This window comes from Eubacterium sp. BIOML-A2 (assembly GCF_009680135.1).
In the GTDB taxonomy this organism is placed as follows: Bacteria; Bacillota; Clostridia; order Lachnospirales; family Lachnospiraceae; genus Faecalicatena; species Faecalicatena contortus_B.
Genome location: NZ_WKZK01000072.1, coordinates 1 through 25815, shown reverse-complemented (window position 1 = coordinate 25815; position 25815 = coordinate 1). Strand labels below are relative to the sequence as shown.

The following is a 25815-nucleotide window of genomic DNA, read 5'->3' as shown; positions in this document are numbered from 1 at the left end:
GGCATCGGCTGTTCTAGAATCACTTAGCAGCATGGGTGCATATCGCAACGGCATATACAGCCCCAGCACCTTCCCGGTCTCCCTGTCATGAAGCGTCCCCGTCCGTCGACAGGACTGAAGCCTGTCAACTAAATCCCGATTTAATAAGACATTATAAATAGTAAGAAAACTAATATTACCTTAATATTCATAATTTTACTGTGAATATAAGAATGATAAGATGTACATAGTTCGTAACAACAAATAATACATGGAGGGAAAGCTATGAAGAAGAAAATGATCAGTGCTGTATTAGCTCTTGCAATGCTCGGTTCACTGACGGCCTGCGGCAGCACAGGCAAGGAAGCAGATGCAGCAAAGGATGGTGCAAAGGCAGATGAGACAGTCAAGTTAAAAATCCTGACTGAGTTTGATCCACAGACTCTCGGGGAGGAATATCTGACTACTTTTGATGAGGTGGCGGATGAGCTGGGATATGAGATCGATGTAGAACGGGTAGACACGGAAACTTATAAGACAAAGATCCGTGTTGCCCTTCAGGGAAATGAACTGCCGGATATCTTTTTTACATGGGGGGATTCTTATACACAGCCGTTTTTGGATGCAAAAGCCCTCTATCCGATTGATGACGCGCTGAAGGAATTTGATGCGGAACTTTATCCGGCCTATGCTGTACCTTATGAGGACGGCCATATGTATACGGTTCCCCATCAGGCAAACGGGACATATATGACGTTCTATAATAAAAAGGTTTTCGAAAATCTGGGTATGGATGTGCCGACAAACTGGGACGAGCTTTTAGCAGTGGTGGATAAATGCAATGAGCAGGGAATCTACGCTCTGGGACTTGGAAATAAGGACCGCTGGGAGGGAGACCTCTTCTACAATGAGATGGTGCTCAGGGAAGATACAGATGCCTATAACAGGGCCATGGACGGCGATGGTGCATTTACGGACGAAGCATTTAAAAATGCAGCCGAAAAGGTAGAAACTCTTGTTGAAAAGGGTGCATTCCAGAAGGGATACATGCAGGCGACGACATCAGAGGTCATTGAGATGTTCAGGGCAGACCAGATTGCCATGTATCCGGTTGGCTCATGGATGCTTTCTACCATGATCGAGGGAGATTTGGCTGATAAAACGGGATATATGATGTTTCCTGCAACAGGCGCGGCAGAAGAAGTTGAGACCGCCACAACTTGTATGTCAGGCAGTCTGTCTCAGGGGCTGGTAGCGTCGGCAAGCAGTCAGTTTCCGGAGGAAGCAGCAAAATTCATTGTACGTTACGGTCAGAAAATAAATGACATTAATGTGAAAAAAGGAAATGTTGGATTTATGGAAACAGATGTCAAGCCAGAAGGCGAGGTTCATGAAATCCTGCAGCAGTATGAAAAAGATTTTAAAAACTACAAAGTTATGCAGACCTGGTGGTTCAGTCTGGTTGATGCGAAGATCGGCGAACCTATGCGTGATCTGTCACACCAGCAGTTCGCGGGACAGATAGAAGTCGATGATTTTCTGACGGAATTGAATACAATCATGAAACAATAACAATAGGAATACCGGTAGGCAGATCAGTTGCGCTGCCTGTCGGTATTTTCTATGTAAATAGACAGGAAGGCGGTTATACCATGCAGAAAATGCTGTCAAACAAAAAATATATTCTTCTTTTTGTATTGCCCGGACTGGTTATATTTCTGGCAATGTTTATCTTTCCGATTATTTATACAGCAGGGCTTAGCTTTACAGACTGGGAAGGAATCGGTGCAAAAGAATTTGTTGGCTTCGAGAATTATATAAAACTTTTAAGCTCTGATTCTGTGTTCCGTACGGGAGTAAAAAATACACTGATTATCCTGGTGGTGGCTGTTATAGGGCAGCTTTTGCCGGCCATGCTGTTTGCGGTGCTGCTATGGAAATTTACAAAGGGAACCCGTTTTTTCAGAAATGCCTACTTTATTCCTGTGATTCTTTCAACGGCAGCCATTTCCCTCTTATGGCAGAAAATTTATGACCCTAATTATGGCGTTCTTAATGACATTTTCACACGCCTTGGGATGTCAGAAGTGTGCAGAGGGTGGCTTACGGATGAGAAGACGGCTTTAATCGCTGTCATTATCCCGGTTATATGGCAGTACATCGGGTATCATCTTATCATTCTTTATGCCGGACTGAAGGGAATTCCGGAACAGTATGAAGAAGCAGCAAAGATTGACGGCGCCAGCGGCTTTAAGGCGTTCTTCTATGTTACGCTGCCTTTACTGAGGGATATCCTTAAGATCTGTGTCGTTCTGGCAACCGTTGGCGGGCTGAAGATATTCGATAATATCTATATCATGACAGGGGGCGGGCCTTACAACCTTACTACAACCATTGCCATACAGATGTATAAAGAATCCTTCCTGAAAATGCAGTTTGGATACGGCAGTGCAATTGCGGTTCTGCTGTCGGTTATCTGTATAGCAGCATTTCTGATTATCAACAAGGTGATGACCAAAGAAGCGGTGGAATATTAGGGGGGAATAATTAATGAAGAAAAAGACTTGTAAAATAATAGCTTACGCAGTCATGCTGCTTTTCGCGCTGATTCAGATTTTCCCATTTTTATGGCTGGTTAACTTTTCGCTGAAAGGAACTGCCCAGATATTTACGGAAAGCTCCCTTGCGCTGCCGGATCCAATTGTGTGGAGCAACTACCAGGAAGCGTGGATCAAGGGAAGTGTAGCAAAATACTTTATGAATAGTGTCCTGGTATCTGCAGTCAGCGTAGGTGGGATTTTGCTGATAGCAGGCATGATGGCATATGCCATCACCAGGCTTACATGGAAATGGAAAAAAGCCACCTTTAACTTACTGATGCTGGGAATGATGATTCCGATCCATGCGACGCTGATCCCGCTGTTTATTGTATTAAGGAAGATGCATCTGCTGAGCACCCACATGGGGATTATACTGCCATATATTGCAACCGGCCTGCCCCTTGCGGTATTTATCTATTCCAACTTTATCAGGAGCATTCCCTTTGAAATGGAATCGGCAGCGGCAATCGACGGATGTTCAATAACGAAAACATACTTTAAGATTATCCTTCCGATATTAAAACCCGCTACGGCGACAATCGCTATATTTTCCTTTATGAATATATGGAATGAATTCATCATGGCGTCCACATTTTTACAGAATCAGAGTTTGAATACACTTCCCGTCGGCCTCATGGCGTTTAAGGGACAGTATTTGACAGACTGGGGGCCGCTTGGGGCGGCAATTGTAATTGCAAGTATTCCGATTCTTTTGTTCTATTTTATATTCAGTGAACAGGTTGAGAAAAGCTTTGCGGCCGGTGCGGCGCTAAAATAAAAAATTAATAAAAAATGAGGTGAAAGTTATGAAAAATCCAATTATCCGCGGATTCCATCCGGATCCGTCCATCATAAGGGTAAAGGAAGACTACTATATTGCTACGTCGACTTTTGAATGGTTTCCGGGAGTCTGTCTCTATCATTCCCGGGATCTGGAGCATTGGGAGCAACTGCCGTCGCCGCTGAACAGAATATCCCAGTTGGATATGAAAGGAAATAAAAGTTCGGCCGGAGTGTATGCGCCGTGTCTGTCCTATGATAATGGAATCTATTATCTGGTCTATACAGATACAAAAAATCACTCAGGATTGTTCTGGGACTGCCATAATTATCTGGTTACGGCAAAAGATCCTGCCGGAGAATGGTCTGACCCGGTAGAGCTGAACTCCTCGGGATTTGACCCATCGCTGTTTCATGACAAAGACGGGCGTAAATGGCTGGTGAATATGACATTTGACTATAGAAAAGGGGACATACAGAAAAACTATCCGCTATGGTCAGGTATAGTGCTGCAGGAATATGATCCGGAAAGCAGGAAGCTGGTCGGGAAGTCCGAAATTATATGCAAAGGGACAGAAATTGGGACAGTAGAAGGGCCTCATCTGTATTATCATGACGGTTACTACTATTTGCTGTGTGCGGAAGGCGGAACGTTTGAGGGGCATGCAGTCACATTGGCCCGTTCCAGAAATATTTGGGGCCCCTACGAGACGAACCCGGGAAATCCTATTTTGACATCCAGAAATGATTGTACATTAAAGCTGCAGAGGGCCGGCCATGCCGATATCGTAGAAGCCCATAATGGGAAATGGTACATGGTATATTTATGCAGCAGGCCGCTGCCATCCAGAGGCGGAAGCGTAATGGGGCGAGAAACCGCCATACAGGAGGTGCAGTGGAACCAGGCGGGATGGCTTGAAACGGTGAACGGTACAGGGACGCCCGATGAAGCTTTCGAAAGTGGCTTGAAAGAGGAGGCTTATGAGCGCAAAGAGTTCTGGAACTTTCACACAAAGGAGCTGCCCATCGGATTTCAGACTCTGCGTATCCCTATGAAAGAATATATCCGTCTGGACGAGCGGCCGGGGTATCTGCGCTTATATGGCAGAGAATCACTAAGCTCAGACCATTCCAACGTAATGACGGCCAGGCGTCAGGAAGAGTTCTGCTTTACAGCCGAAACTAAAATGGAATTTCAGCCGCAGAATTATTTTCAAATGGCCGGAATCACCTATTTTTACGATACGATGAATCATTTTTATCTGTATATATCTGCAGATGACGATGGAAAGCGGGTTATTAATCTCTATCATAATGACATGGGCAACTATCATTTCCCAATGGGAAGAGAAGGAATCCCTATATCGGATGAGGGTGCTGTCTGGCTCAAAATGATGGTGTACTATGATAGAATTTCCTTTTACTGGTCATTAGATGGGGAAAAGTATGAACAGGCTGCCGACAGCCTGTACTGCGGAGACATGACCGATGAAGCATACCGCCGGGTATCTCAGGAGCGGTTTACCGGAAGCTTTGTGGGGATGGCATGTCAGAATTGTTATGAAGGGGACTGCTATGCAGACTTTGAATGGTTTGCATATAAGCAGGGGAATAAAGAGTAATATAAGAATGGACACTGTTGCTGTAAAGTAATGGTGTCCATTTAGCCTGGGATAAGATTAAAGAGCAATTACGCAGTTGATTAATAATCAAATCAATGTATCTATTAATTCGAATGCTGTGCTTGTAACAGATAAAATCGCAGATTTTTTGGCAATGAACAAAATCGGCGCCTTTGTTTCACTGCTGTGTTCCGAGACTTTTATATTTGATCAGATCACCGGCAGACCGGGCGCTGTGGGGCTGCAGGGATTAAAAAATTAGTGGATCATGGTGTTGACATTAGTCTGAATATGGTTGTGACGAAGCAGAATCTGGACTATGTGTTCGAGACAGCAAAATATGCAAAAGAAGAGTTTGGGGCCAAATATTTTAGCACTACGAAAGCTTCTTTTCCCAATAACGCGGGGGATGAATTCAAAAAACAGCTGCTCTCCTGTAAAGAATTCAATCAGATGCTAAACAGCCTGCTTAGAGTAAAAAAAGAACTGGGAATGCGGGTAGATAAAAGATATTTTGGCTGAAAATATGGTAGGTGTTTTTATTGGGGTAAAAACAAAAAAATCAATTTTTTGCACATATCTTTTTGTGCAAAATGAGGTATCCTAGGTGAAACAAGAAGGCCACAGCAAAAAGCTGTGAATGATGAAAGGAGAATGAAGTATGGGAACAGTAAGAGATTCAAGAGGCAATGCAATAGGAGAAACATCGAGCACTGTAGCAGAACCGATCAGGCCGCATCGTTCATGACGTTAATGTCAGATGCATTCCACCTGGAGGACTTCGAAAAAGCATATCATTATTATTGCGATGCGGTTTTATCGCTGAACGAAAACAGAACACTGGATGAAGCAGTGGCATTTGGTGCAAAATCGGCCATACCGGCGGAACTGGTAGAGCGGGCGATATGAAAGAATATTATGTAAAAATAAATTGAATTGCTGTAGTACTAAGAAGGCAGGAGTTAAGGAATGCCCAATGGGGATGCTTTGATAAACAAATGTGAGTAAAACTTTAATATGGCTAAAATAGAGACGGACAATCCTCCCTTATGATCACCAGCGCCACTTGGCAAATGATCATAAGAGAGGATGTTTTATTCCACACAAAATTAAGGTCATTTCATAGACCAAAAAAGATTAAAAAAATAATATAAAAGAAAATTATTAATAAAAATAGAGAATTATAGAGAATAACTAATAAAAACAGAGAAAAAATTCTCTATTTTGCTTGACTTTTTTCTCCGAATTGATATAATGTAGCTATATAAATTAAGAAAAGAAATGGAATATTAGTTAGTCTGCATGACATTAGGAGGATAAATATGGGCACCATAAAAGATGTAGCGAAAAAAGCCGGAGTCTCGGTATCTACGGTTTATAAGGTTTTTAATGATAACTACAGTACCCGCCCGGGAATAAAAGAGCGTGTACTGGAGGCCTGCAAGGAAGTGAATTATACGCACCATGCAGTAGTCCGCAACCGTAAGCTGTTAGGATTAATGTTCAGCGAGGCGAAGAATCCATTCACGAACGACCTGATCCAGATGATCATTGAAGAATTGGGAAGCGAATACGAAATCGTTGTATTATTCAGCAACGAAGATACAGACAGAGAAGAGCAGAATGTGGCCTGCCTGGAGTGCCTGGGGGTTGATGCATTAATCTTTGCAGCGGTGTCAAACTACAACTATCCAGAGATCGAAAAAATGATTGAGGAAGGCAAGCCGGTTATCCAGATTTTTATGTGTACCCACCAGGGCGCAGATACCATTCTTTTTGATGATGAGCTGGGAACATACCGGGCAGTAAAATACCTGCTGCAGAACGGGCATAAAGATATTCTGATGCTTTATAAATACCGGGAAGATTTTCCGCAAAGAGGCGACGGCTACAGGCGGGCCTTTGAAGAGGCAGGGCTGGAAGTTGATTCCCGTTTCTTATATGATATTCCCTATAATGACAGTATCAGGGGAATGATTCAAAACCATATTCAGGAATTGCAGCCTACTGCTATTTTAGCAGTGAATGAAATCATTGCTACCGCTGCAGTTGCTGCGCTTACCGAAATGAAACTGTCTTTTCCGGAGGATGTCAGTCTGATTATTTATGATGATTTACCCTGGGCGGCAGCCTCGGGAATCACCACGATTGGGCATGCTTTTGATTCTGCAGGGTCACTCTGTAAAAATATCCTGTCGAACTCAGGAAGTGCCGGTAAACCTCATGAGCCGGTCCGGCTGGTGATTGATCCGATGCTCATCGTACGTGATTCGGTAAAAATCTTAGATTCGAAATAGATGAAATAAGGGCCCAAACCAGTTATTAAGTCATTGCATCCGGAGGCGATGGTTAATAATAAATATGAACAAGTATAACCATGTTTAAAAGGTGAGGAGAAAATCATGAAAAAACGTGTAATTAGTGTATTAGTCATGAGTGCGTTACTGCTGGGATTAACAGCGTGCGGCAGCTCTGGTAATTCTACAGATAAGAAAGAAGATAAGAATGCGGGGAATGGTAAAATAACATTTACGTTTGCAGAGCATGTGGCGAATATTGAAGAACAGGCGCCCCAGGTATATGCTGTAGTTCAGGAATTTATGAAACAGAATCCGGATATTGTGATAGACATGACTGGTTCAGCGCAGGATGAACACACTCAGAAGATAAAATTAGCGTCACAATCGGATACTCTGCCGGATCTGTTCTATTCACTAAAAGGGGATGCCGATGCTATGGCGGAGGCAGGGCTGCTTGCAGATATTTCCGCAGACATTACGGATGATCAGGAATTTGTGGATGGTTTTCTGCCGGGAATGCTGGATGTAATGGAGATGGATGGAGCCATTTATGGGCTGCCAGCAGAGATTTTCTGCAATGGGATCTGGTATAACAAGGCGCTTTTTGAAGAATGCGGATTGGAAATACCCGTGACATATGATGATCTGATACATTGCGCTGAAGTATTTAATGAAAAGGGAATTGTCCCTATGGCACGTGGTACTAAGGATGTCTGGAGCAGCTGGTCGTTAATGACAATGCACGCCAGATACGGATTTTTTGACCATATAGATGGGATTTTCCAGGGCACGGACAACTGGCTGAACGACGATTACCTGCTGTTCTATGAAAAGCTTCAGGATATGTCAGAAAAAGGGATGTTTCCGGATAATGCGGCTTCTCTTGGTTATTGGGAAGCGACCGAGATGTTCCTTGGGGGAAAGGCAGCTATGTTTGACAGCGGGGCCTGGGATACCAAAAAGTTTGATGAAAGTGAATGGAAAGAAGACATTGGCTTCTGGTGGGGACCGACTTTCAGCGATGGTATCGGCAACCAGGAACTGGCTATGAAAGCGCCTTCTCATCCATATTGCGTCTCTGCTAAAACGAAAGAGGAAGAACCGGAAAAATATCAGGCAATCATCAAATTCCTTAAGTTTTATTATGGCCCTGAGGGGACAGCCATCATTGCCAGGGATAACCAGAGCGTGCCGGTGACCAGATATGAAGGTGAAATTGATGCAGAATCGTACCCGGTGTTTGCGAAAGTTATGGAGCGTATGAATGATGATTGGGAAAGTCCCGAGACCTGCCCCAATATGACCTTGCCCGGACAGTTTGAGACCACTTATTTTGAAAGCATGGCAGGAGTCATCAACGGTATCTATACGCCCGAAGAAGCGCTCCGGTATATGGATGAACAAACTGAAGCACAGGGGCTGATCCAATAAAGCAGACTGCTCGCCTGATGCCGCTTGGCGCAGGCGAGTTTTTCAATCAAACCGGAAATTCATTTTCTTTTAGAGAGAGGTAATTTTAATGCACTGGCTGAGCAAAAGAAGTACGAAAATTATTATGGTGCTGCCGGCTCTGATTCTTTTTGTGGGATTTGTTATTATACCTATTTTTATTAGTGTTTATTATAGTGTTACGGATTTTACAGGTATCGGAGAGGCACACTTTATAGGCTTGAAAAATTATCGGGTATTATTTCATGATAAGTTCTTTTTCATCGCCCTGAAAAATACATTCATCATTTTGATTTGTATAACAATCACAGTATTACCTATATCTTTTCTTGTGGCTTTACTGTTGGAAAAGTCCTTCAAGGGAAGCGGAATCATTCAATCCATGATCTTTGCGCCAAATGTAGTGGCGCCGATCCTGGTAGGCTTAATATGGCTGTTTATTTTAGACCCCAAAATGGGACTGATTAACGCGGTCCTGAAAGGAATTGGGCTGGAAGGATGGCAGCAGCAATGGATTGGCGGACAGACACTGACGCCTTATGCGGTAGCATTCGTCTATTTGTGGCAGGTTCTGGGGTTTTATACAACCATAAATATGGCGGGACTGCGCAGCATACCTTCGGATATTTACGAGGCATCTCAGATCGACGGAGCAAACCGGGTTCAGCAGGTTTGGCGGATTACGATTCCGATGATGAAGAATACCATCGTGATTAATACAGTTTTGATTATTACTGGCGGGTTTAAAATATTTGAGACAGTTCAACAGCTGACAAATGGCGGGCCCAATCATGTATCGGACGTGCTGGTTACTTATATGTACCACACCACGTTTACAACCTCACGTTATGGCTATGGTATGGCCATTGCCACAGTTTCCTTTATATTTTGTCTGATCTTTTCGATCATATATCTGACCAAAGTGAATAAGTCGATGCATCAGGAGGAGGGATAGATGATGTCAAAAACACGCAGATGGCCAAAAGCCCTGAGCCGTATCGTGCTGATTGTGATCACGGCATTAACCGCATTTCCGTTTTTGTGGCTCTTTGTTCTTTCCTTTAAGACGGATACGGAAATTCTGAACAGCCCGTTTTCTCTGCCGGAAAGTATCAGTTTTTCGAATTATGAGCGGGCGCTTCATACGCTGCCCCTGATAAAGATGTTCGGTAATACTCTTTTTGTAGCAGTTTTTGCCCTGGCGATCAGCCTGGTCTGTACCTTTATGCTGTCTTATGCTATTACACGCCTGCAGTTTAAATCAAAGCGTTTACAGAATGGTCTTTATCTGCTATTTGTGGCAGGCCTTACGATCCCCCCTTATATTGTGATTTTCCCTACTTACCGTATGATTGTTTCCATGGGATTGCTGGGAAACAGGGCGTCTTTGATCCTGCCGCTGGCGGCAACGACGATGGCACTGGGCGTTCTTTTAATGGTCGGGTTTCTCAGGGACTTTCCAAAAGAAATTGAAGAGGCGGCAATCATCGATGGCTGTAATATCTATCAGATGTGTACAAGAGTTGTTCTTCCGGTTATTAAACCGGTACTTGCTACGGTTATTATTTTTAATGTTTTGTATTTTTGGAATGAATACCCTATATCGTCGGTTCTGGTAAATGACCCTAAAATGATGACAATATCCCTGGGAGCTTCTATGTTCAGAGGGCGGTATAGCATGGACTACAGCGGAATGATTGCAGCCACGGTGATTATTATTATCCCGCAGCTTCTGTTTTATCTGCTTTTCCAGAAACATATTGTGGAAGGCATGACCGCCGGGGCTGTAAAAGGATAAGCGCGCCCGGACGATATTTAATAAAAAACGAAAAAAGGAGATTATTCATGAAACATTTAATATATCCCACAGAAGAGCTATTCTGTGACAATGAACAAAAAAAGTACCCCGGAACCGCAGGGTGTGTCGATTTCCTTTTAGGCGGAATCGGTACAGGCAATGTATCTTTGGGGGCAAGAGGGAATTTGACAACCTGGCAGATATTTAATCAACCGGGACAGCTCAACAGAATGCCGTATACTTTTTTTTCCATCTGGGCAAAACCCGAACATGGGAAGGCGGTTGCAAGAGTATTGGAAAGCAGGCTGAATCCTCCGTTTGCGAAATCTCAGGGCTTCTTCCGAAACGAAATGGCCGGTTTACCACGCTTTGACAGTGCAGAAATGGGCTCAGAATATCCATTTGTTAACTTTAAATTTACGGACGATCAGATGCCGGTTCAGGTAAGCTTAGAAGCATTTACGCCATTCATTCCGTTGAATGCGGATGATTCAGGAATACCCGGAGCGTATTTACAATACAAAGTAAAGAATCCGGGAAGAGAAAAGGTGGAAGTGTCGATTGCCGGTTCGATGAACAATGCCGTGGGTTTTGAAGGGTATAATAACTTTTCTTTTATGCAGCATGCAGGTGAAAGAGTAAACAGATACCGTGATGATAATGGAGTCAGAGGGATTACATATACGGGCAGTGGATTTTCCGACCAGCATATTACCTGGGGGGATATGGCTCTTACGACCACAGCGCCCGCAGAAAATATAACGGCAAAACCTGTTTGGTATCAGGGGCAGTGGACAGATGGGGGCGAGGATTTCTGGCAGGATTTTTCTAGTGACGGCAGGCTGGATGAGGCCAGCATTTATGAACAGGTAGGCAGTACCTGGGCAGAAAATTCGGATTTCAGCTTTCTTCATTTTACAGACAAAATTGGTTCTTTAAGCGTTACGCACAGTCTGGAACCGGGGGAAGAAAAGACGTTTACATTTATACTGACCTGGTATTTTCCCAACCGTCCGAAAATGTGGATTGAACTCGACAAGGACAGAGCCGATATCAATGCAGGCAATTACCAGGTGACAAAAAATTATTATGCAACCCTTTTTGCAGATGCATGGGAGGCAGCTGCTTATCTGGGCAATGAAAAAGAGCGCCTGTATCGTGAGAGCAAGGCCTTTTCTAATGCATTTTTCAGCACCACTTTACCGGGATATGTCTTAGAGGCAGCAGCCGATAATATAACGGTTATGCGCAGCCCCACCTGTTTCCGGATTGAGAATGGCGACTTTCTTGGCTGGGAAGGCGTTGATAATGATTTGGGCTGCGGCCCGGGAAATTGCACTCATGTCTGGAATTACGCCCAAAGTGTGGCGGTACTATTTCCGGAGCTGGAACGAACCATGCGCAGGATTGAGCTGGCCGATGAAATAAGAGAGGATGGTTACATGCCTTTTCGGGCGTACACACCGTTTGATCTGCCCCAATGGGAAATGACGCCTTCGGCAGACGGACAATTGGGAAGCGTCGTGAGGCTGTACCGGGAATGGGTGATCAGCGGCGACGATGCGATTGTCAGGGAATGCTGGCCGGGGGTTGAAAAAACTATGAGATATGCCGAGCAAATATGGGATCGTGACGGCGACGGTTTGTTAGAGGAGCCCCAGCATGTGACTTATGATACCGAACTGTATGGAATATCCAGTATGACCGGGAGCATTTATTTTGCGGCATTGACAGCGGCGGCTGAGATGGCGGAGCATATGGGGCATGCAGGAGACGCTGAGAAATATAGGGAATTAGCAAAAAATGGCAGGAGAAAACTGGACGAAATCAGCTGGAACGGCGAATTTTATGAGCAGATTGTTGACGACGTAAATGCGTATCGTTATCAGTACGGGAAAGGATGCCTTTCCGATCAGTTGCTGGGTCAGTTCATGGCCTTTAATGCACAGCTGGGTTATGTGATGTCTGAAGAACATGTGAAAAAGGCTGCGGCATCCATCTTCAAGTACAATTTTGTTGAACGTGCAAAAGAGAATGTTCATGCGGAGAGGGCGTTTATTTTAAATGATGAAAAAGGCCTGACGCCCTGTACCTGGCCGAATGGCGGCCGTCCGGTATTTCCTTTTGTCTATTATGGCGAGGTATGGACTGGAATTGAATATGAAGCAGCGGCGCTGCTGGCAAGAACGGGTCAGGTCGAAGAAGCCCTGACCATCGTGAAGGCGATTCGCGACCGGCACGACGGCTTCAAACGGAACCCCTTTAGTGAGAATGAATCAGGATATTACTATACAAGAGCCATGGCGTCATGGTCAGTATATGAAGCATTATTGGGCTATGAGTATGACATGCGCAGCAACAGACAGACGTTTGCACCCAGACTTCATGCAGATGACTTTACCGGATTCTGGTGTAATGGGAAAGCCTGGGGAATCTTCCGTCAGAAAAAGACCCAGGACGGCGGCCTGACGCAGGAAGTGGAAGTCCTGTATGGCGGTGAAGGAACTGTAAAGCGGGGGAAATAGTCATGAACAGTAACGAATAGTTATCAAATAAATTACCTACTTGACATATTCTGGAATTTTAGCTATGATACAACTATAATCTAAAATTTCAGATGCATAAATGCAATGCGAGGTAATTTATGTTTAACAGAGTAAAATACAGCAGTTTAAATGAGTTGATTTACGACGAAATAAAGAGCAAGATTCTCACAAATGAGTTAAAACCAAACGAAAAGCTGGACATTGACTACCTGAGCACATCTCTGGGGGTCAGCCGCACACCCGTGACCAATGCCCTGAAGTCCCTGCAAAAGGACGGCTACGTAGTAATCAATCCCCGAAGCGGCAGTTATGTAAGAGAGTTGACAAAGGAAGAGCTGGAATATATTTTTGATTTCCGGGAGGTATTAGAAGCCCAGGTAATCCGGAAAGCCATTACCAAGCTGGATAAGAAGAAGCTAAAAGAATTCGGAGAAAAGTTCAGGCTTATCTTAAGCGTCTCTTCTGTGGAGGGGGACGAGCAGGTACTGGATGTCGTGGAGAAGTTTTTTGAGATCGAGATTAAATTCCACGAGCATTTAATCGACGCCTGTCCATCCATTATCGGAGCAGAGATCATGAATCTGGTGGATCTGACCAAGCGGATTCGTAAGCTCCATATCATTTATAAATTGCACAAGGCAGGCTGGGAGTGCTTTAAAGAAGAGATAGAAATACATGTCCGTTTAATTGAAACTTTGATCAATGAAGAGTTAGAAGATAGCATCCGGTGGATTTCCACGGATATACACCACACAAAAGAAGAGATTATGGATTGCTTTGACATTATTAATCAGTCATGAGGCAGTTGGTGCCGGCGTAAGATTGCCGGCGCCTTTCAAAAGGAAAAATGTGAAATTTTACATTTTAAAGATGGAGGGAAAATATGTACAGAATCGAAGCGGCCGGAGACAAAATACATTACATTGACGACGAAGAAAAAAGAGACGCATTTCTGCCTATGGAGAATTTCATGGGGATGTACGAAACCGGAAATCCTCCGTCCATTAAGGAAGAAGAAATCAAGAACGCCGTAATAAGCCCAGTGGGAAAGGGGGAACGTTTAAGGGATATTGTAAGCAGGAAGCAGGCGGAAACGGCGGCAGTTATTATATCGGACGCTACCCGCGGCGTACCAACGGAGCGGGTTGCACCGTATATCATTGAGGAGCTGACGGCGGCCGGTATGAAAAAGGAGAATATTGCATTTATTGTGGCTCTTGGTGTCCACAGGGATGCAACGGAGAGTGAAATGAAGGGATTCTTAGGCACTCTCATGGGAGAAATTGCGATTGAAAACCATGATGCTTTCGACGACAATAAGTTGGTATATCTTGGCATGACTTCCCGCCGTACACCAGTGAAGGTAAATAAGAAGGTGTACGAAAGCGACGTAGTGATCACGATCGGCAAGGTAGAACTGCATGATATGGCCGGATTTTCAGGGGGAAGAAAGTCCATACTGCCGGGTGTTGCTTCACAGGAGACGATTGTGATCAACCACAGGCCGGAGATGATGGTGCATCCCAAAAGCTATGCAGGCAATCTGGAGGGAAATCCCATTCACGAGGATATGCTCGAGGCCGCTAACATGTGTGGTGTGGACTATTCGGTGAATATCGTAATGAATCAGGAATATGAGGTTGCGGGAATCTTCTCAGGGGAACTGCAGGAATCACATGAGGCTGCGTCTGCCTTTTTAAAAGGGTTCTGTATGGTGGAGCTTCCGGCAAAGCCAGATATCTATGTGGTATGTCCCGGGCACCCCTTAAATATCGATATGTACCAGGGCGTTAAGCCGTTAATTGCCCTGCACAGATTGGCAGATGAGAATACTACGGTGATATTGTACGGCGATTTCAACGAGGGAATCAACGCTCCGGATTTTATTGAACCTTTCCGGGCCTATCCGGATCTGGAGGAACTGAAGGAATACGTCTGGAGCCACTATGAGATACAGATGGATCACATTGTTCCTATAAGAGAGATCCTGAAAAAGAAAACCAGAGTCATGGTTGTCTCAGAGAATGTATCGAAAGAAGACCTGGCAGCTATGCACATGGAGAAGTATGACACGCTTCAGGAAGCGATTGACACCGCGATAAAAGCGCATGAGGCAGCATGTCCGAAGGCTGCGTTTTGCCCCCAGAGTTATCGAAGTATTCTTACATTTTTAAACAACTGAGATATTTTAACTCAATCTAAAATGTTAGATATTAAATTACAGACGACAGGAGAGAATCAGGATGAATAAGGAAAGCGCATTATATGCAGTAATAGAGAAAGAATATCCGGAAGTAGATTACGGAAAAGGAATGTATATCTATGATAAACAGGGAAAAAGATACATGGACTGTGCAGCCGGAATCGGCGTGGTAAATATCGGACACGGGGTGAAAGATGTCATTGATAAGATGACAAGGCAGGCAGAGAAGATCAGTTTTGTCTACGGAGGCACATTTACCAGTGATGTCAGAAGGCGTTTGGCGGATAAGATTGTCTCGATTGCACCAAAAGGCATGGATAAAGTATTTTTTTGTTCGGGTGGTTCCGAAGCCATGGAGTCACTTATGAAGATTGCCCGGCAGTACCAGTTGGAAGCCGGAAGGCCAAAGAAAAATAAAATCATATCCCGGTGGCAGAGCTATCACGGCAATACTATGGGTACACTGGCTTTGGGCGGAAGGCCCTCCTGGCGTGAAAAATATGAGGATTTCTTTCCTAAAAATATTTCCCAGATTGTCCCATGCAATTGTTACCGTTGTCCTTATCGTTTAGAAGAGGAGAGCTGTTCCTGCCAGTGCGCCCAGGAACTGGAAAGAAAAATCAAATACGAAGGGCCGGATACGGTGGCAGCCTTTGTAATGGAGCCTATTACAGGAACCACTGCGGCAGCCATTACGCCGCCTCAAAAATATATGAAGAAAATCCGGGAAATCTGTGATAAGTATGAGGTGTTGTTCTGCGTAGATGAAGTAATTACCGGCTTTGGAAGAACCGGAAAGAATTTTGCAGTAGACCATTACCAGATAACCCCGGATCTGATCGGATTTGCCAAGGGGCTTGGCAGCGGCTATGTGCCCATAGGCGGCGTCATCGTACATAAGAAAATTGTAGACGTTATCGCGGCTGGTACAGGGGCCTTAACACACAGCTTTACTTTCTCGGGGAACCCGCTGGCATGTGCGGGGGCAGAGGCCGTACTAGATTACATCATGGAGCATGGCCTGATTGAACGAAGCCGGAAAATGGGAGAGATTTTTCTAGAAAAGCTGCAGCCATTGAAAAAATATCCGGTTGTGGGGGATATCCGGGGGATCGGCCTTTTACTTGGTGTAGAATTTGTAAAAGACTGCAATACAAAAGAGCCGCTGGATTTTAATTTTTCCGCGGAAATATCACAATATTGTTTTCAGCATGGAATTATGATAACGGGAGGTGTGACAGGAAGCGCTGATGGTATTTTAGGGGATGCACTGCAGATAGCCCCGCCGTTTATCATTAGTGAGGAAGAAATAAAACAGGTGGCTGCCATGCTGGAGCAGGCCATAGAAGAAACTATGAGAAAATATCAGTTATGAGCACGCTCGTTATAAGAAAAGAGGTGTAAAAAATGGATTTATTAAAATTAATGGAACAGATTGACAGGCAGGAGCTGACTGATTTTTTACAGATAGCAGTTCAGATACCCAGCCATATTGAGCTGGAAAGCCAGGAAAAAGAAATCGGGCAGTATATCGCCGGAAAACTGCTTGCCGAAGGAATTGAAACAGAACTCCAAGTTGTAGAAGGAGAACGGGCTAACGTGATTGCCACCATTCACGGAACCGGCGAGGGCAAAAGTGTTACCTTTAACGGCCATATAGACAGCATTCCTCCGATTGATATGGAAGATCCTTATTCGGGCAGAATCGTTGGGGATGACCTGTACGGCAGGGGGGCCTGCGATATGAAGGGCGGCATTATTGCTATGGCCTACGCGATGATAGCCATTAAAAGATCCGGCCTTATCCCAAAGGGGGATATCGTGCTGTCGGCTATGATCGGAGAGGAGTATGGTAGCGACGGCGCCACTTATTATGCAAAGCATACCAAGCTGACAGATTATGGGATCTGTGGGGAACCAACGGACATGAAGATTGGTTCTGCACAGAAAGGTCTTCACTGGTTCCAGTTTGATATCCCCGGCAGGCGGACCCATTCCAGTGTTTCATCTACGGGGATCAATGCATTGAAGCGTCTCAATGAGCTGATGACCTGCATCAATGAAGACATGGAACCAAAGCTGAAGGGAAGAACACATCCCCTTCTGGGACCGTCGCTGGTGAATCTGGGAAAAGCATGGGGCGGGGAACAGCCTAACGTGGTGCCGGGGGACGCTCATCTTCAGGTAGAAAGAAGATACATCCCCGGAGAGACCCTGGAGAGTGTAAAAGCGGAATTAGATGAGGCAGTAAAAAAATGCAATGATGGATACGGGGAAGAGTACGCTATTACCTACGAATCCATGCCCTACAGCCTGAAGGTAAGCAAAACGCCCATGGATATTCCCGAGGGGCATCCCATCGTGCAGGGGATGAAAAAAGCAGGCATGGAAGTGCTGGGAGAGGAGCCGGAGATCTTCGGCGTTCCCTTCTGGGGGGATGCAGGAGTCTTATATGATGCAGGGTGCGACTGTATACTGTTTGGACCGGGAAGCATAAAAGACGCCCATTCAAAATGCGAAAAAGTCAGCCTGAGCAACGTTTATCAAGCCGCAAAAATCTATGCCGCGCTGCCTTTTGTTTTGGAATAGTTCTTTGATTGAGTACTCTGATTAGGTGAGGAGGGAATTTATGTCAAGTAAGGATACAGCTGTAAAAGAGAAGAAAAAATTTTCGATGCCCCCGGCATTTGCCCTGCTGGTTGTTATGATTTTAATTGGCGTGATCGCCACTTGGATCCTGCCCGCAGGAGAATTTGACCGGGAAATGAATGATGCCGGGAAAACCCTGGTAGTAGCCGGTTCCTATCACGGAGTAGAGGCCAGCCCGGTAAGCGTGTGGGAAGGGTTTATGGCAATTCCGCAGGGGATGGTCAAATCGGCTACCATCATTTTTGGAGTTCTGCTTATTGGAGGTTCCTTTACCATCATCGTATCAACGGGTATGATTCAGTCAGCGCTGGGAAAAGTTGAAAAGGTATTTAAAGGCAGAGAACTGCTAATGATCCCTATCATCATGGCTGCCGCTTCCGTAATGTGCTGTTTCATCGGCCTGCTGGAGCTTTCCATGGTTATCATACCGATATTGATCCCCATATGTCTGATTCTGGGCTTTGACTCCCTGACAGCGATTGCCATGGCCCTGGTTTCCACGGCAGCCGGTTTCGGCGCCGCCGTGGCCAATCCTTTTACTGTAGTTGTGGCTCAGCCGATTGGGGAACTGCCTCTGTATTCCGGCGCGGGATACCGCACCATCTGTCTCATCGTGATTACTGCAATCGGGATCGCGTATGTCATGCGCCATGCCATAAAAGTTCGGAAAAAACCGGAGCTCAGCATAACTTATCAAACAGACATTGAACTGAGAAAAGAGTATGGGGTTGGTAAAAAGGTAGAAATGACCGGCCGCAGAAAGGTGGCTATGTTTGCCTTCTTAATCTGTTTTGCGATTCTGATTGTGGGAGCATTAAAATTCTCCTGGGGACTGATTGAGATTGGAACGATGTTCCTGATCACGGGTCTGCTTGTAGGTTTTATCTGTAAGCTGTCCCTGACGGAAATCTGTGATAAATTTTCAGAGGGGCTTTCCGCCTTTATCGGCGCTGCTTTAATCAGTGGTTTTGCCAGCGGTATAACAATTGTTTTGGAAAACGGAAAGATTATCGATACTATCATCAATGCGGTAGCACAGCTGGTTCAGGCTCTGCCCCCGTCAGTGGCCGCAGTAGGGATGCTGATTACGCAGCTGCTTTTTAACTTTATCGTACCTTCCGGGTCGGGACAGGCTTTGGTATCTATGCCTATCATGTTCCCACTGGCCGATCTGGTGGGCGTCAGCAGACAGGTAGCGGTTTTGGCCTTCCAGTTTGGAGATGGACTGTCCAATATTGTGTGGCCGACTCTGGGATATCTGTGGGTTTGTATTGCCTATGGTAAAATCAAATACGAACAGTGGTTTAAGTTTATTATTCCTTTGATCGGTATATGGTATTTGGCATGTATGATTCTTCTGGTAATTGCACAGGGAATCGGATGGTCTTAAAATTAAGGACGGATTTGCTTTTTATGCAAATCCGTCTATTTGAAAAGGGGGAGTACTATGCAGGAAAACAAACTGTTTTTCGGATGTGTGGCAGATGATTTCACCGGTGCCGCGGACGGGGCGTCGTTCCTTGTAAAAAGCGGTATTTCTACGGCACTGTATAATGGGATACCAAAGAATAATCTGAAAGATAAGAACGTACAGGGGACAGTTATTGCTCTTAAAACGAGAAATGTAAAAAAGGAGCAGGCGGTGGCTGAATCCCTCAAAGCCTTTGCGTGGCTGAAAGAACAGGGGGCCAGAATCTTTTACTTCAAATACTGTTCCACCTTTGATTCCACGGAGGAGGGAAATATTGGACCGGTAATCGATGCAGTTATGGAAAAAACGGGATTTTCCTATACGGTATTATGCCCTTCGCTGCCGGTAAACGGACGTACGCTTACGGAGGGCAGGCTCTATGTGAATGGGAAGCTTTTAGAAGAGAGCCACATGAAAAACCATCCGCTGACACCCATGAAGAAATCACGGCTGGGGGATCTCATGAAGTCCCAGGGGAAGTACTGCTGTATAGAAACAAGGACCCCCTTAACGGAAAAAGCGAAAAAAGAGATTTCCCGGGAAATTGATAAAAACGCGCATTGTTACGTGGTGCCGGATTATGAAACGGATGTTCAGGGCCAGCAGATTGCCAAAGACTTTCCAGGCATTGGATTTTACACCGGAGGCTCGGGGCTGATGGAACATCTGGGAAAATACTTTGGGAGAACGTATGGATTCGAGATGGAAAAGGCAGAGGAAGTACCTGTAAAAGGCCCGACACTGCTCATGGCAGGCAGTTGTTCTAAAATTACTTTAGAACAGATTGCTGAATATCAAAAAAAAGGCCTACCATATTATAAGGTGATACCTGCCCGGCTGGCAGACGGCTCTTTAGATGCAGAGGGCATATGGAGAGAGGCACAGATAGGTCAGGCCTCGGAGATACTAATTTACAGTTCGGCATCTCCCGGTGAGGTAAAGAAAAACCAGGAGATGGGAAAGGAAACCATAGCCCGGAAGATAGAGGATACCATGGCTGATCTGATAACCATTGCAAGAAAAAACGGCATCAGGAAATATGTGATAGCCGGAGGCGAGACTTCCGGAGCCGCGATGAAAGCACTGGGATTCGAAGGGTACCATATCGGAAACAGCATTGCGCCGGGCATCCCGATAATGACCCCTTTGGATGGACCCGCATACCGCCTGGTGCTGAAATCGGGAAATTTCGGACAGCGGGATTTCTTTTTCCGGGCTATACAAATGTTAAAAGGAGAGGAGATATAAAATGACGGAGCAGTATTTTCAGGAAGCAATATGGATCGCTCACACCCTATTTGCAAAAGGGAGCGCCTCCGGATCATCCTCCAATATCAGTTTCCGCGCAGGGAACCAGATCTACATCTCAGGCAGCGGTACATGTTTCGGCACACTGACAGAAGAACAGTTCGCCTGTCTGACGATAGAAGGCGAACAGAGGAACAAAATAAAGCCAAGCAAAGAATTTCCACTGCATCAGGTAATTTATCAGGCCAAACCAGATATAAGGGGAGTGATACATACCCACAGCTTCTATGCAACGCTCTATTCGTGCATGGCCGTTGAGAATCCTGCGGATGTGATTCCGTCCTATACTCCTTATCTAAAAATGAAGGTGGGAACCATAGGCTTGATCCCCTATGCAAAGCCGGGGAGCCAACAACTCTTTTCCTATATGAGGGAGAGGGTTATGCTGTCCGACGGCTATCTATTAAAACAGCATGGCCCAGTAGTTGGCGGAAAAAGCCTTATGGATGCATTTTACGGGATAGAAGAACTGGAGGAGAGTGCAAAAATGGCATGGTATCTGAGGGAGCTTTATAGTCCCAGTAAGCTTACATAGTGAAGGCTGGCTGTAACTAAAAAGCTATACAGATCAGAGAGCACACGATTAAAAAAGACTCTAAAACTTACGCTGATATTAAAGAACCACCAATTCTATCCCATCCGCAGCTCCGGTCTGGAATCCTCACCGGGGAAATGAGTCTTTCCTACCGATAGGATGAGCCAGCTTAATGACAGGGATGCAGGGGAGGTACTGGGGCTGTATATGCCGGTGTGTATTGCACCGGCATATACAGCCCCAGTACCTCCCCTGCATCCCTGTCATTAAGTGTCCCCCCTCAACTGCCCCCAAGCCAAAACTTGTTCTCCATATCCCCAAATTTTAGATGCAGTGTTTGGGTTATGTGATATAATGTATTAAGATATTTCGGAAGATAAGGAGGCAGTATGAAGGATCAGATCAGGAAGAAGTTGTGTTTGATTATATCGGCGGCCATGCTTTTCTCTCTGCTGTTGAATGTTCTGCTTCAGGTTCATCTGGCGGAAAAGTCTATGAGGAGGGAATCTGAGAATTTATTCTGGCAGATTAATCAGATATTGGTGCAGAATGAAAAGGACGTTGAACAAATCAAAGCAGATTTTGCGAAGAACTGCCTCATTAATGCAAAGGCCGCTGCTTATATCATGCAGAACCGGCCGGAGATTATTGGGAATCAGCCGGAACTGGAGAAGATTGCTAAGCTGCTTCAGATCGATGAGTTTCACATATTTGATACGGAGGGAAACTTGTATGCGGGGTCGCAGCCTAAATATTTTGGGATGAATTTTAATTCCGGGGAGCAGATGCAGTTTTTTCTTCCAATGCTGGAGGACCGTTCTCTTGAGCTCTGCCAGGAGATAACCCCGAATACGGCAGAGAGCAAGCTTATGCAGTATGCGGCTGTCTGGCAGGAAGACGGCAAAGGGATTGTGCAGATTGGAATGGAACCCGACCGTGTTGTAGAGGCTATGAAAAGAAATGAGCTTTCCTATATATTTTCAATTGTTACTGCGGATGAGGGAAATGTAATCTGTGCGATAGATCCTGATACCCATAAAGTGCTGGGATCTACAGACAGCAATTATATTAACAGAGATGTCAAAGAACTGGGGATAAAAGGGGAGGCTCTGGCGGATGGAGAAGAGGGATTCCGGACGGAGTTTGACGGGGAAAAGAGTTACTGTTTGTTCTCGCGCACGGGTTCCGTAATACTTGGGCGGATCTGTCCCGAGAGCACAATGTACCGGAATATATCTAAAAATACGCTTATGCTGTCCTTGTATCTTGCGCTGCTGGGCGTGATTATTATTGCGGCAATTTCCAGGTATCTGGACAGATATATAGTGCGGGGGATTTCATCGGTCAATAAAAAACTGCGTGTGATTACCGGAGGTGATCTGGATACCCGGGTGAGCGTAAATACGACACCGGAATTTGCCGAACTGAGCGACCAGATTAATGAGATGATAGAAAGCCTGCTGGATATGCCGAATAAATTATCAGCAGTGCTGGATATTGTGAAGATTCCGGTGGGGATCTATGAGTACCGGCTGAATATGAAGCGGGTGATGGCTACGAGCGGTATGAGAAGTATTCTTTGTCTATCTTCAGAAGAAACAGAGAAGATTCTGTCAGACCACGGTACGTTTGAAGCAAAACTGGAGGAGATCCGCCGATGTCCGGAGGAGGCAGAACGGGGGATTTACCGACTTCCCTGGGAAGAGGAACGGTATATCCGAATGGATTCCATTCCTTACGAGAATGGCACTTTGGGTATTATCCTGGATGTGACGGAAGACATGGTTGAAAAGCACCATATTGTATATGAAAGAGACCGGGATTTCCTGACGGGCTTATATAACCGCCGGGCATTCTACAGCAGGTTTGAAGGAATCATGAGCGGAAAGCCGGAATGCGGTCATGCGGTGCTGTTTCTTGCCGATGCCGACGGACTAAAAAAGGTAAACGATCAATATGGGCATGCAGGCGGAGACGACTACCTGCAGGGAATAGCCGATGTCCTGCTCTCCTGTCCGGCCGGAAAGAAAGTTGTGAGCAGACTGGGCGGAGACGAATTTGCCCTGCTTATTTATGGAGCGAAAGACAGGGAGGAACTGGAAGTTTATATCGATGCGGTGCAGAAGGCTGTAAGCCAAAGCATTGTAGAGATAAACGGTCAGGTCTCGATCCCTGTGCGGCTGTCTGCGGGATATGCATTCTATCCGGAGGATGGCAGTGACTGCAGTGGATTGATGGAACTTGCGGATAAACGGATGTACGAAGCAAAGAAGAGCAGAGGATATGAACCCCGTAATAAGAGAGTGTCCAGCTGATGGTGTTAAATCGGAAGAATGTCTTAATCATTCATACCCGAATATGGAACTGCACTTGGATAGGTGTTTGCAGGAAAGGAGCATGGGAGCAGCAGGCCCCTTATACAAAAAGTCTTTTCGAAATCATGAAAAGAGAAAGCCGTACCTGATGATACAGTCCTAAGGGTAACAGCTACAACTAACTGAGCTGTTACCCTTACATAGACTTTTCAACGAGGTCTATCATAATCAGGTTTTCCCTGGTTTAATCTGCATTTCCGAAAATCTGCTCCTCAATGTCTTTTATTGTAATACTCTCCAGATATTGTTTTCCGATTTTATTTAGATTGCCATAGATTCCATCCATGACTCCGGCCATTCCGGATGCCACTAAACAGGGCATATCAATATTTCCGGAATGCCAAGAGGTTTTTACAATATCCATCTGCAGAGCATCACAAATTTGTTTCAGATTGATATCTTCCGGATTCCTGGCAATTCTATAGCCCCCCCGGAGGCCTTCTTTGGTATCGAGTAAATTATATTTTTTCAGCCGTGCCATCACTTTTCTGACCCGGACGGGATTCGTGCAGATGTTGGCTGCCAGCTCTTCGCTGGAGAGCGTCTCCTGCTTATGGTCGAGGAAGACCAGCGCGTGCACCGCGATTGTAAATTCTCCTGTCATGTTATCACCCTTTAGTTATATTTGCTCCTGCCCATTTCGCTCTGTCAGAGAGTCTTTGTTAAACTATTTTCAGAAATCGGATTCTTTCAGTAGATTATTTATCCATCAGACCCATTTTTATATCAATTTTCTACATTCCACTTAGAAATTCTTCCGCGTATTTAGAGGCTACAGCGCCATCAGCTGCTGCTGTTATAATCTGGCGCATGGGTTTTGTACGGATATCTCCCACCGCAAATACGCCGGGAATATTTGTGCGTGTTGTTTCATCAGCCTGTATATAGCCGTGGGAATCCAGCGTAACCTGTCCCTTCAGAATGGCTGTATCGGGAACCCTGCCGACTGCCACGAAGATCCCGTCACAGGGAAGGTAGGACACCTCTTTTGTATTGACATCTTCCAGTTTGGCTCCGATGACTTTCTTTTCGTGAAGAACTCCGGTTATCCGTGTGTTCCAGTGGAAAATAATATTGCTGTTGTTCAGCGGCTCGATATAGATCCGTGATGCGCGGAGCTGGTCCCTGCGGTGAACCAGATGTACTTCTTTGCAGATTTTAGAGAGCAGAATCGCGTCTGCAGCCGCAGTATTTCCTCCGCCTGCGATTACCACGGTCTTATTCTTATACATCATCCCATCGCAAGCCGCACAGTAAGCGACGCCATGTCCGCGCATTTCCTGCTCTCCGGGGACATCCAGTTCGCGGGGAGAGGCGCCCATTGCCAGAATCACAGTGCGTCCGAGGACTTCCCCTTCTGAGGTGATAAGTTTTTTGGGATTGGAGGTGAGTTCCATTTCTTCTACCTGGGCAAAGGCGGTTTCTACACCGAACCTGTCGGCGCCCTTTTTCATCTTTGTGGCCAGTGTGTAGCCATCTATACCGTCTTCAAATCCCGGATAATTATCGATCTGTTCGGTGGTCGCCATTTGTCCGCCCGGAGAAAGCTTCTCCAGTACCAGAACGGAAAATCCGCTCCTGGCGGCGTACAGAGCTGCGGTATAACCGCCGGGGCCGCCGCCCACAATCACAACATCATATTCCTTCTGTTTCATCCTCTATACCTCCTTTATCCACTTTTGTATCTCTGCTTTCGAGCCGGGATTTACAAGCAGTTCACTGTGATGGCCGTCCTTGAACATCAACAGGGAGGGGATCGTGTCCACATCGAACTTTTCCGCCAGTTCCGGCTCATCATCCAGATTGACTTTTCCGATTGCCACCGTACCCTGGAGTTCTTCTTCCAGCTGGTCGATCACCGGGCCAAGGCGGCGGCAGTAACCGCACCATGGCGCCCAGAATTCCACAATTATGGGTGTTCTATTCTGGCTTGTATGTTCCTGAAAATTATTGTTTGTTAAAGTAAGTTGACTCATCTTTGGCACCTCCTGATTTTATCTTTTTTGTTTTATGCGCATTGCTGTGAATATAAATGTAATATGAATGGTTACAGTTTATACTGTAATTATATTAGTATCAGTTTGCGGTGTCAAGTGTTTTAACAAAACTTTTTAATGAAAATAGTTACTATTCACAGTCGATTTAGCGTTCATTCTTTAGGAAGCTCGTAACAGAGCTTCTTTTTCTTTGCCATAATGCA

General features: G+C 45.4%; 23 protein-coding genes. 20 read left to right on the top strand and 3 right to left on the bottom strand.

The genetic code is table 11. The features are described 5' to 3' along the window. Positions 1 to 264: 264 nt before the first annotated feature. The 20 genes from GKG43_RS20285 to GKG43_RS20190 all read left to right on the top strand — a co-directional run bounded on the left by GKG43_RS20285 (position 265) and on the right by GKG43_RS20190 (position 23555). Positions 265 to 1551 (top strand): extracellular solute-binding protein, encoded by a 1287-nt coding sequence (locus GKG43_RS20285; protein WP_129879744.1) that lies wholly within the window; start codon positions 265 to 267, stop codon positions 1549 to 1551. 80 nt (positions 1552 to 1631) lie between these two features. Beyond that, on the top strand, positions 1632 to 2516 hold the full coding sequence (locus tag GKG43_RS20280) for a sugar ABC transporter permease (RefSeq protein ID WP_129879742.1): 885 nt from the start codon (positions 1632 to 1634) through the stop codon (positions 2514 to 2516). 13 nt (positions 2517 to 2529) lie between these two features. Beyond that, the gene (locus GKG43_RS20275; protein ID WP_050642047.1) at positions 2530 to 3357 is read left to right on the top strand and encodes a carbohydrate ABC transporter permease; all 828 of its coding nucleotides are present in this window, start codon (positions 2530 to 2532) and stop codon (positions 3355 to 3357) included. A 28-nt stretch (positions 3358 to 3385) separates the two neighbouring features. Beyond that, a complete protein-coding gene (locus GKG43_RS20270) occupies positions 3386 to 4981 on the top strand; it encodes a glycoside hydrolase family 43 protein (protein ID WP_154253306.1) in 1596 nt (531 codons plus the stop codon). A 76-nt stretch (positions 4982 to 5057) separates the two neighbouring features. After that, complete coding sequence (locus GKG43_RS20265; protein ID WP_129879738.1) at positions 5058 to 5243, top strand: hypothetical protein; 186 nt, start codon at positions 5058 to 5060, stop codon at positions 5241 to 5243. Then, a complete protein-coding gene (locus GKG43_RS20260; protein WP_129879736.1) occupies positions 5243 to 5503 on the top strand; it encodes a hypothetical protein in 261 nt (86 codons plus the stop codon). Before GKG43_RS20265 ends, GKG43_RS20260 begins: the two co-directional genes overlap by 1 nt. Positions 5504 to 5725: 222 nt before the next feature. Continuing rightward, a complete protein-coding gene (locus tag GKG43_RS20255) occupies positions 5726 to 5890 on the top strand; it encodes a hypothetical protein (protein ID WP_154253305.1) in 165 nt (54 codons plus the stop codon). 413 nt (positions 5891 to 6303) lie between these two features. Then, complete coding sequence (locus GKG43_RS20250; RefSeq protein ID WP_129879734.1) at positions 6304 to 7278, top strand: LacI family DNA-binding transcriptional regulator; 975 nt, start codon at positions 6304 to 6306, stop codon at positions 7276 to 7278. Positions 7279 to 7383: 105 nt separating this feature from the next. Beyond that, positions 7384 to 8712 carry an extracellular solute-binding protein gene (locus tag GKG43_RS20245; protein WP_050642043.1) on the top strand — a complete coding sequence of 443 codons (1329 nt, stop codon included), beginning with the start codon at positions 7384 to 7386 and terminating at the stop codon, positions 8710 to 8712. Positions 8713 to 8800: 88 nt separating this feature from the next. Then, the gene (locus tag GKG43_RS20240; RefSeq protein WP_050642042.1) at positions 8801 to 9685 is read left to right on the top strand and encodes a sugar ABC transporter permease; all 885 of its coding nucleotides are present in this window, start codon (positions 8801 to 8803) and stop codon (positions 9683 to 9685) included. Continuing rightward, complete coding sequence (locus tag GKG43_RS20235; protein WP_050642041.1) at positions 9686 to 10528, top strand: carbohydrate ABC transporter permease; 843 nt, start codon at positions 9686 to 9688, stop codon at positions 10526 to 10528. Between the two features lie 47 nt (positions 10529 to 10575). Then, complete coding sequence (locus GKG43_RS20230) at positions 10576 to 13053, top strand: GH116 family glycosyl-hydrolase (RefSeq protein ID WP_129879732.1); 2478 nt, start codon at positions 10576 to 10578, stop codon at positions 13051 to 13053. 119 nt (positions 13054 to 13172) lie between these two features. Continuing rightward, positions 13173 to 13874, top strand: a complete 702-nt coding sequence (locus tag GKG43_RS20225) for a GntR family transcriptional regulator (RefSeq protein WP_025654474.1) — start codon at positions 13173 to 13175, stop codon at positions 13872 to 13874. Between the two features lie 83 nt (positions 13875 to 13957). Next, complete coding sequence (gene larA / locus GKG43_RS20220) at positions 13958 to 15256, top strand: nickel-dependent lactate racemase (protein WP_129879730.1); 1299 nt, start codon at positions 13958 to 13960, stop codon at positions 15254 to 15256. 61 nt (positions 15257 to 15317) lie between these two features. Further along, positions 15318 to 16652 carry an aspartate aminotransferase family protein gene (locus GKG43_RS20215; RefSeq protein ID WP_129879728.1) on the top strand — a complete coding sequence of 445 codons (1335 nt, stop codon included), beginning with the start codon at positions 15318 to 15320 and terminating at the stop codon, positions 16650 to 16652. A 32-nt stretch (positions 16653 to 16684) separates the two neighbouring features. Beyond that, complete coding sequence (locus tag GKG43_RS20210; RefSeq protein ID WP_117440961.1) at positions 16685 to 17866, top strand: M20 family metallopeptidase; 1182 nt, start codon at positions 16685 to 16687, stop codon at positions 17864 to 17866. Between the two features lie 40 nt (positions 17867 to 17906). Further along, positions 17907 to 19316: an AbgT family transporter gene (locus tag GKG43_RS20205; RefSeq protein ID WP_117440960.1), complete on the top strand. Its 1410-nt coding sequence runs from the start codon at positions 17907 to 17909 to the stop codon at positions 19314 to 19316. A 57-nt stretch (positions 19317 to 19373) separates the two neighbouring features. Further along, a complete protein-coding gene (gene otnK, locus GKG43_RS20200) occupies positions 19374 to 20645 on the top strand; it encodes a 3-oxo-tetronate kinase (RefSeq protein ID WP_117440959.1) in 1272 nt (423 codons plus the stop codon). A gap of 1 nt (position 20646) precedes the next feature. Beyond that, the gene (locus GKG43_RS20195; RefSeq protein ID WP_117440958.1) at positions 20647 to 21240 is read left to right on the top strand and encodes a class II aldolase/adducin family protein; all 594 of its coding nucleotides are present in this window, start codon (positions 20647 to 20649) and stop codon (positions 21238 to 21240) included. 389 nt (positions 21241 to 21629) lie between these two features. After that, positions 21630 to 23555 (top strand): sensor domain-containing diguanylate cyclase, encoded by a 1926-nt coding sequence (locus GKG43_RS20190; RefSeq protein ID WP_117440957.1) that lies wholly within the window; start codon positions 21630 to 21632, stop codon positions 23553 to 23555. A 244-nt stretch (positions 23556 to 23799) separates the two neighbouring features. On the opposite strand, the gene GKG43_RS20185 is transcribed toward GKG43_RS20190, so the two are convergent. From GKG43_RS20185 to trxA, 3 genes are all read right to left on the bottom strand, one after another. Further along, positions 23800 to 24219 (bottom strand): Rrf2 family transcriptional regulator, encoded by a 420-nt coding sequence (locus tag GKG43_RS20185; RefSeq protein WP_025654476.1) that lies wholly within the window; start codon positions 24217 to 24219, stop codon positions 23800 to 23802. Between the two features lie 130 nt (positions 24220 to 24349). After that, entirely contained in the window at positions 24350 to 25270 is a 921-nt protein-coding gene (trxB, locus tag GKG43_RS20180; RefSeq protein WP_025654477.1) for a thioredoxin-disulfide reductase, read from the bottom strand. 3 nt (positions 25271 to 25273) lie between these two features. Next, positions 25274 to 25591, bottom strand: a complete 318-nt coding sequence (trxA, locus tag GKG43_RS20175) for a thioredoxin (protein ID WP_025654478.1) — start codon at positions 25589 to 25591, stop codon at positions 25274 to 25276. Positions 25592 to 25815: the final 224 nt, after the last annotated feature.

Excerpts from the sequence above, each read along its gene's own strand:
- GKG43_RS20240 (WP_050642042.1), top strand. The coding sequence starts at position 8,801 with ATGCACTGGCTGAGCAAAAGAAGTACGAAAATTATTATGGTGCTGCCG.
- GKG43_RS20275 (WP_050642047.1), top strand. The coding sequence starts at position 2,530 with ATGAAGAAAAAGACTTGTAAAATAATAGCTTACGCAGTCATGCTGCTT.
- GKG43_RS20250 (WP_129879734.1), top strand. The coding sequence starts at position 6,304 with ATGGGCACCATAAAAGATGTAGCGAAAAAAGCCGGAGTCTCGGTATCT.
- GKG43_RS20280 (WP_129879742.1), top strand. The coding sequence starts at position 1,632 with ATGCAGAAAATGCTGTCAAACAAAAAATATATTCTTCTTTTTGTATTG.
- trxB (WP_025654477.1), bottom strand. The coding sequence starts at position 25,270 with ATGAAACAGAAGGAATATGATGTTGTGATTGTGGGCGGCGGCCCCGGC.
- GKG43_RS20225 (WP_025654474.1), top strand. The coding sequence starts at position 13,173 with ATGTTTAACAGAGTAAAATACAGCAGTTTAAATGAGTTGATTTACGAC.
- GKG43_RS20235 (WP_050642041.1), top strand. The coding sequence starts at position 9,686 with ATGATGTCAAAAACACGCAGATGGCCAAAAGCCCTGAGCCGTATCGTG.
- trxA (WP_025654478.1), bottom strand. The coding sequence starts at position 25,591 with ATGAGTCAACTTACTTTAACAAACAATAATTTTCAGGAACATACAAGC.
- GKG43_RS20210 (WP_117440961.1), top strand. The coding sequence starts at position 16,685 with ATGGATTTATTAAAATTAATGGAACAGATTGACAGGCAGGAGCTGACT.
- GKG43_RS20190 (WP_117440957.1), top strand. The coding sequence starts at position 21,630 with ATGAAGGATCAGATCAGGAAGAAGTTGTGTTTGATTATATCGGCGGCC.
- larA (WP_129879730.1), top strand. The coding sequence starts at position 13,958 with ATGTACAGAATCGAAGCGGCCGGAGACAAAATACATTACATTGACGAC.
- GKG43_RS20270 (WP_154253306.1), top strand. The coding sequence starts at position 3,386 with ATGAAAAATCCAATTATCCGCGGATTCCATCCGGATCCGTCCATCATA.
- otnK (WP_117440959.1), top strand. The coding sequence starts at position 19,374 with ATGCAGGAAAACAAACTGTTTTTCGGATGTGTGGCAGATGATTTCACC.
- GKG43_RS20255 (WP_154253305.1), top strand. The coding sequence starts at position 5,726 with ATGACGTTAATGTCAGATGCATTCCACCTGGAGGACTTCGAAAAAGCA.
- GKG43_RS20205 (WP_117440960.1), top strand. The coding sequence starts at position 17,907 with ATGTCAAGTAAGGATACAGCTGTAAAAGAGAAGAAAAAATTTTCGATG.
- GKG43_RS20215 (WP_129879728.1), top strand. The coding sequence starts at position 15,318 with ATGAATAAGGAAAGCGCATTATATGCAGTAATAGAGAAAGAATATCCG.
- GKG43_RS20185 (WP_025654476.1), bottom strand. The coding sequence starts at position 24,219 with ATGACAGGAGAATTTACAATCGCGGTGCACGCGCTGGTCTTCCTCGAC.
- GKG43_RS20245 (WP_050642043.1), top strand. The coding sequence starts at position 7,384 with ATGAAAAAACGTGTAATTAGTGTATTAGTCATGAGTGCGTTACTGCTG.
- GKG43_RS20195 (WP_117440958.1), top strand. The coding sequence starts at position 20,647 with ATGACGGAGCAGTATTTTCAGGAAGCAATATGGATCGCTCACACCCTA.
- GKG43_RS20230 (WP_129879732.1), top strand. The coding sequence starts at position 10,576 with ATGAAACATTTAATATATCCCACAGAAGAGCTATTCTGTGACAATGAA.
- GKG43_RS20285 (WP_129879744.1), top strand. The coding sequence starts at position 265 with ATGAAGAAGAAAATGATCAGTGCTGTATTAGCTCTTGCAATGCTCGGT.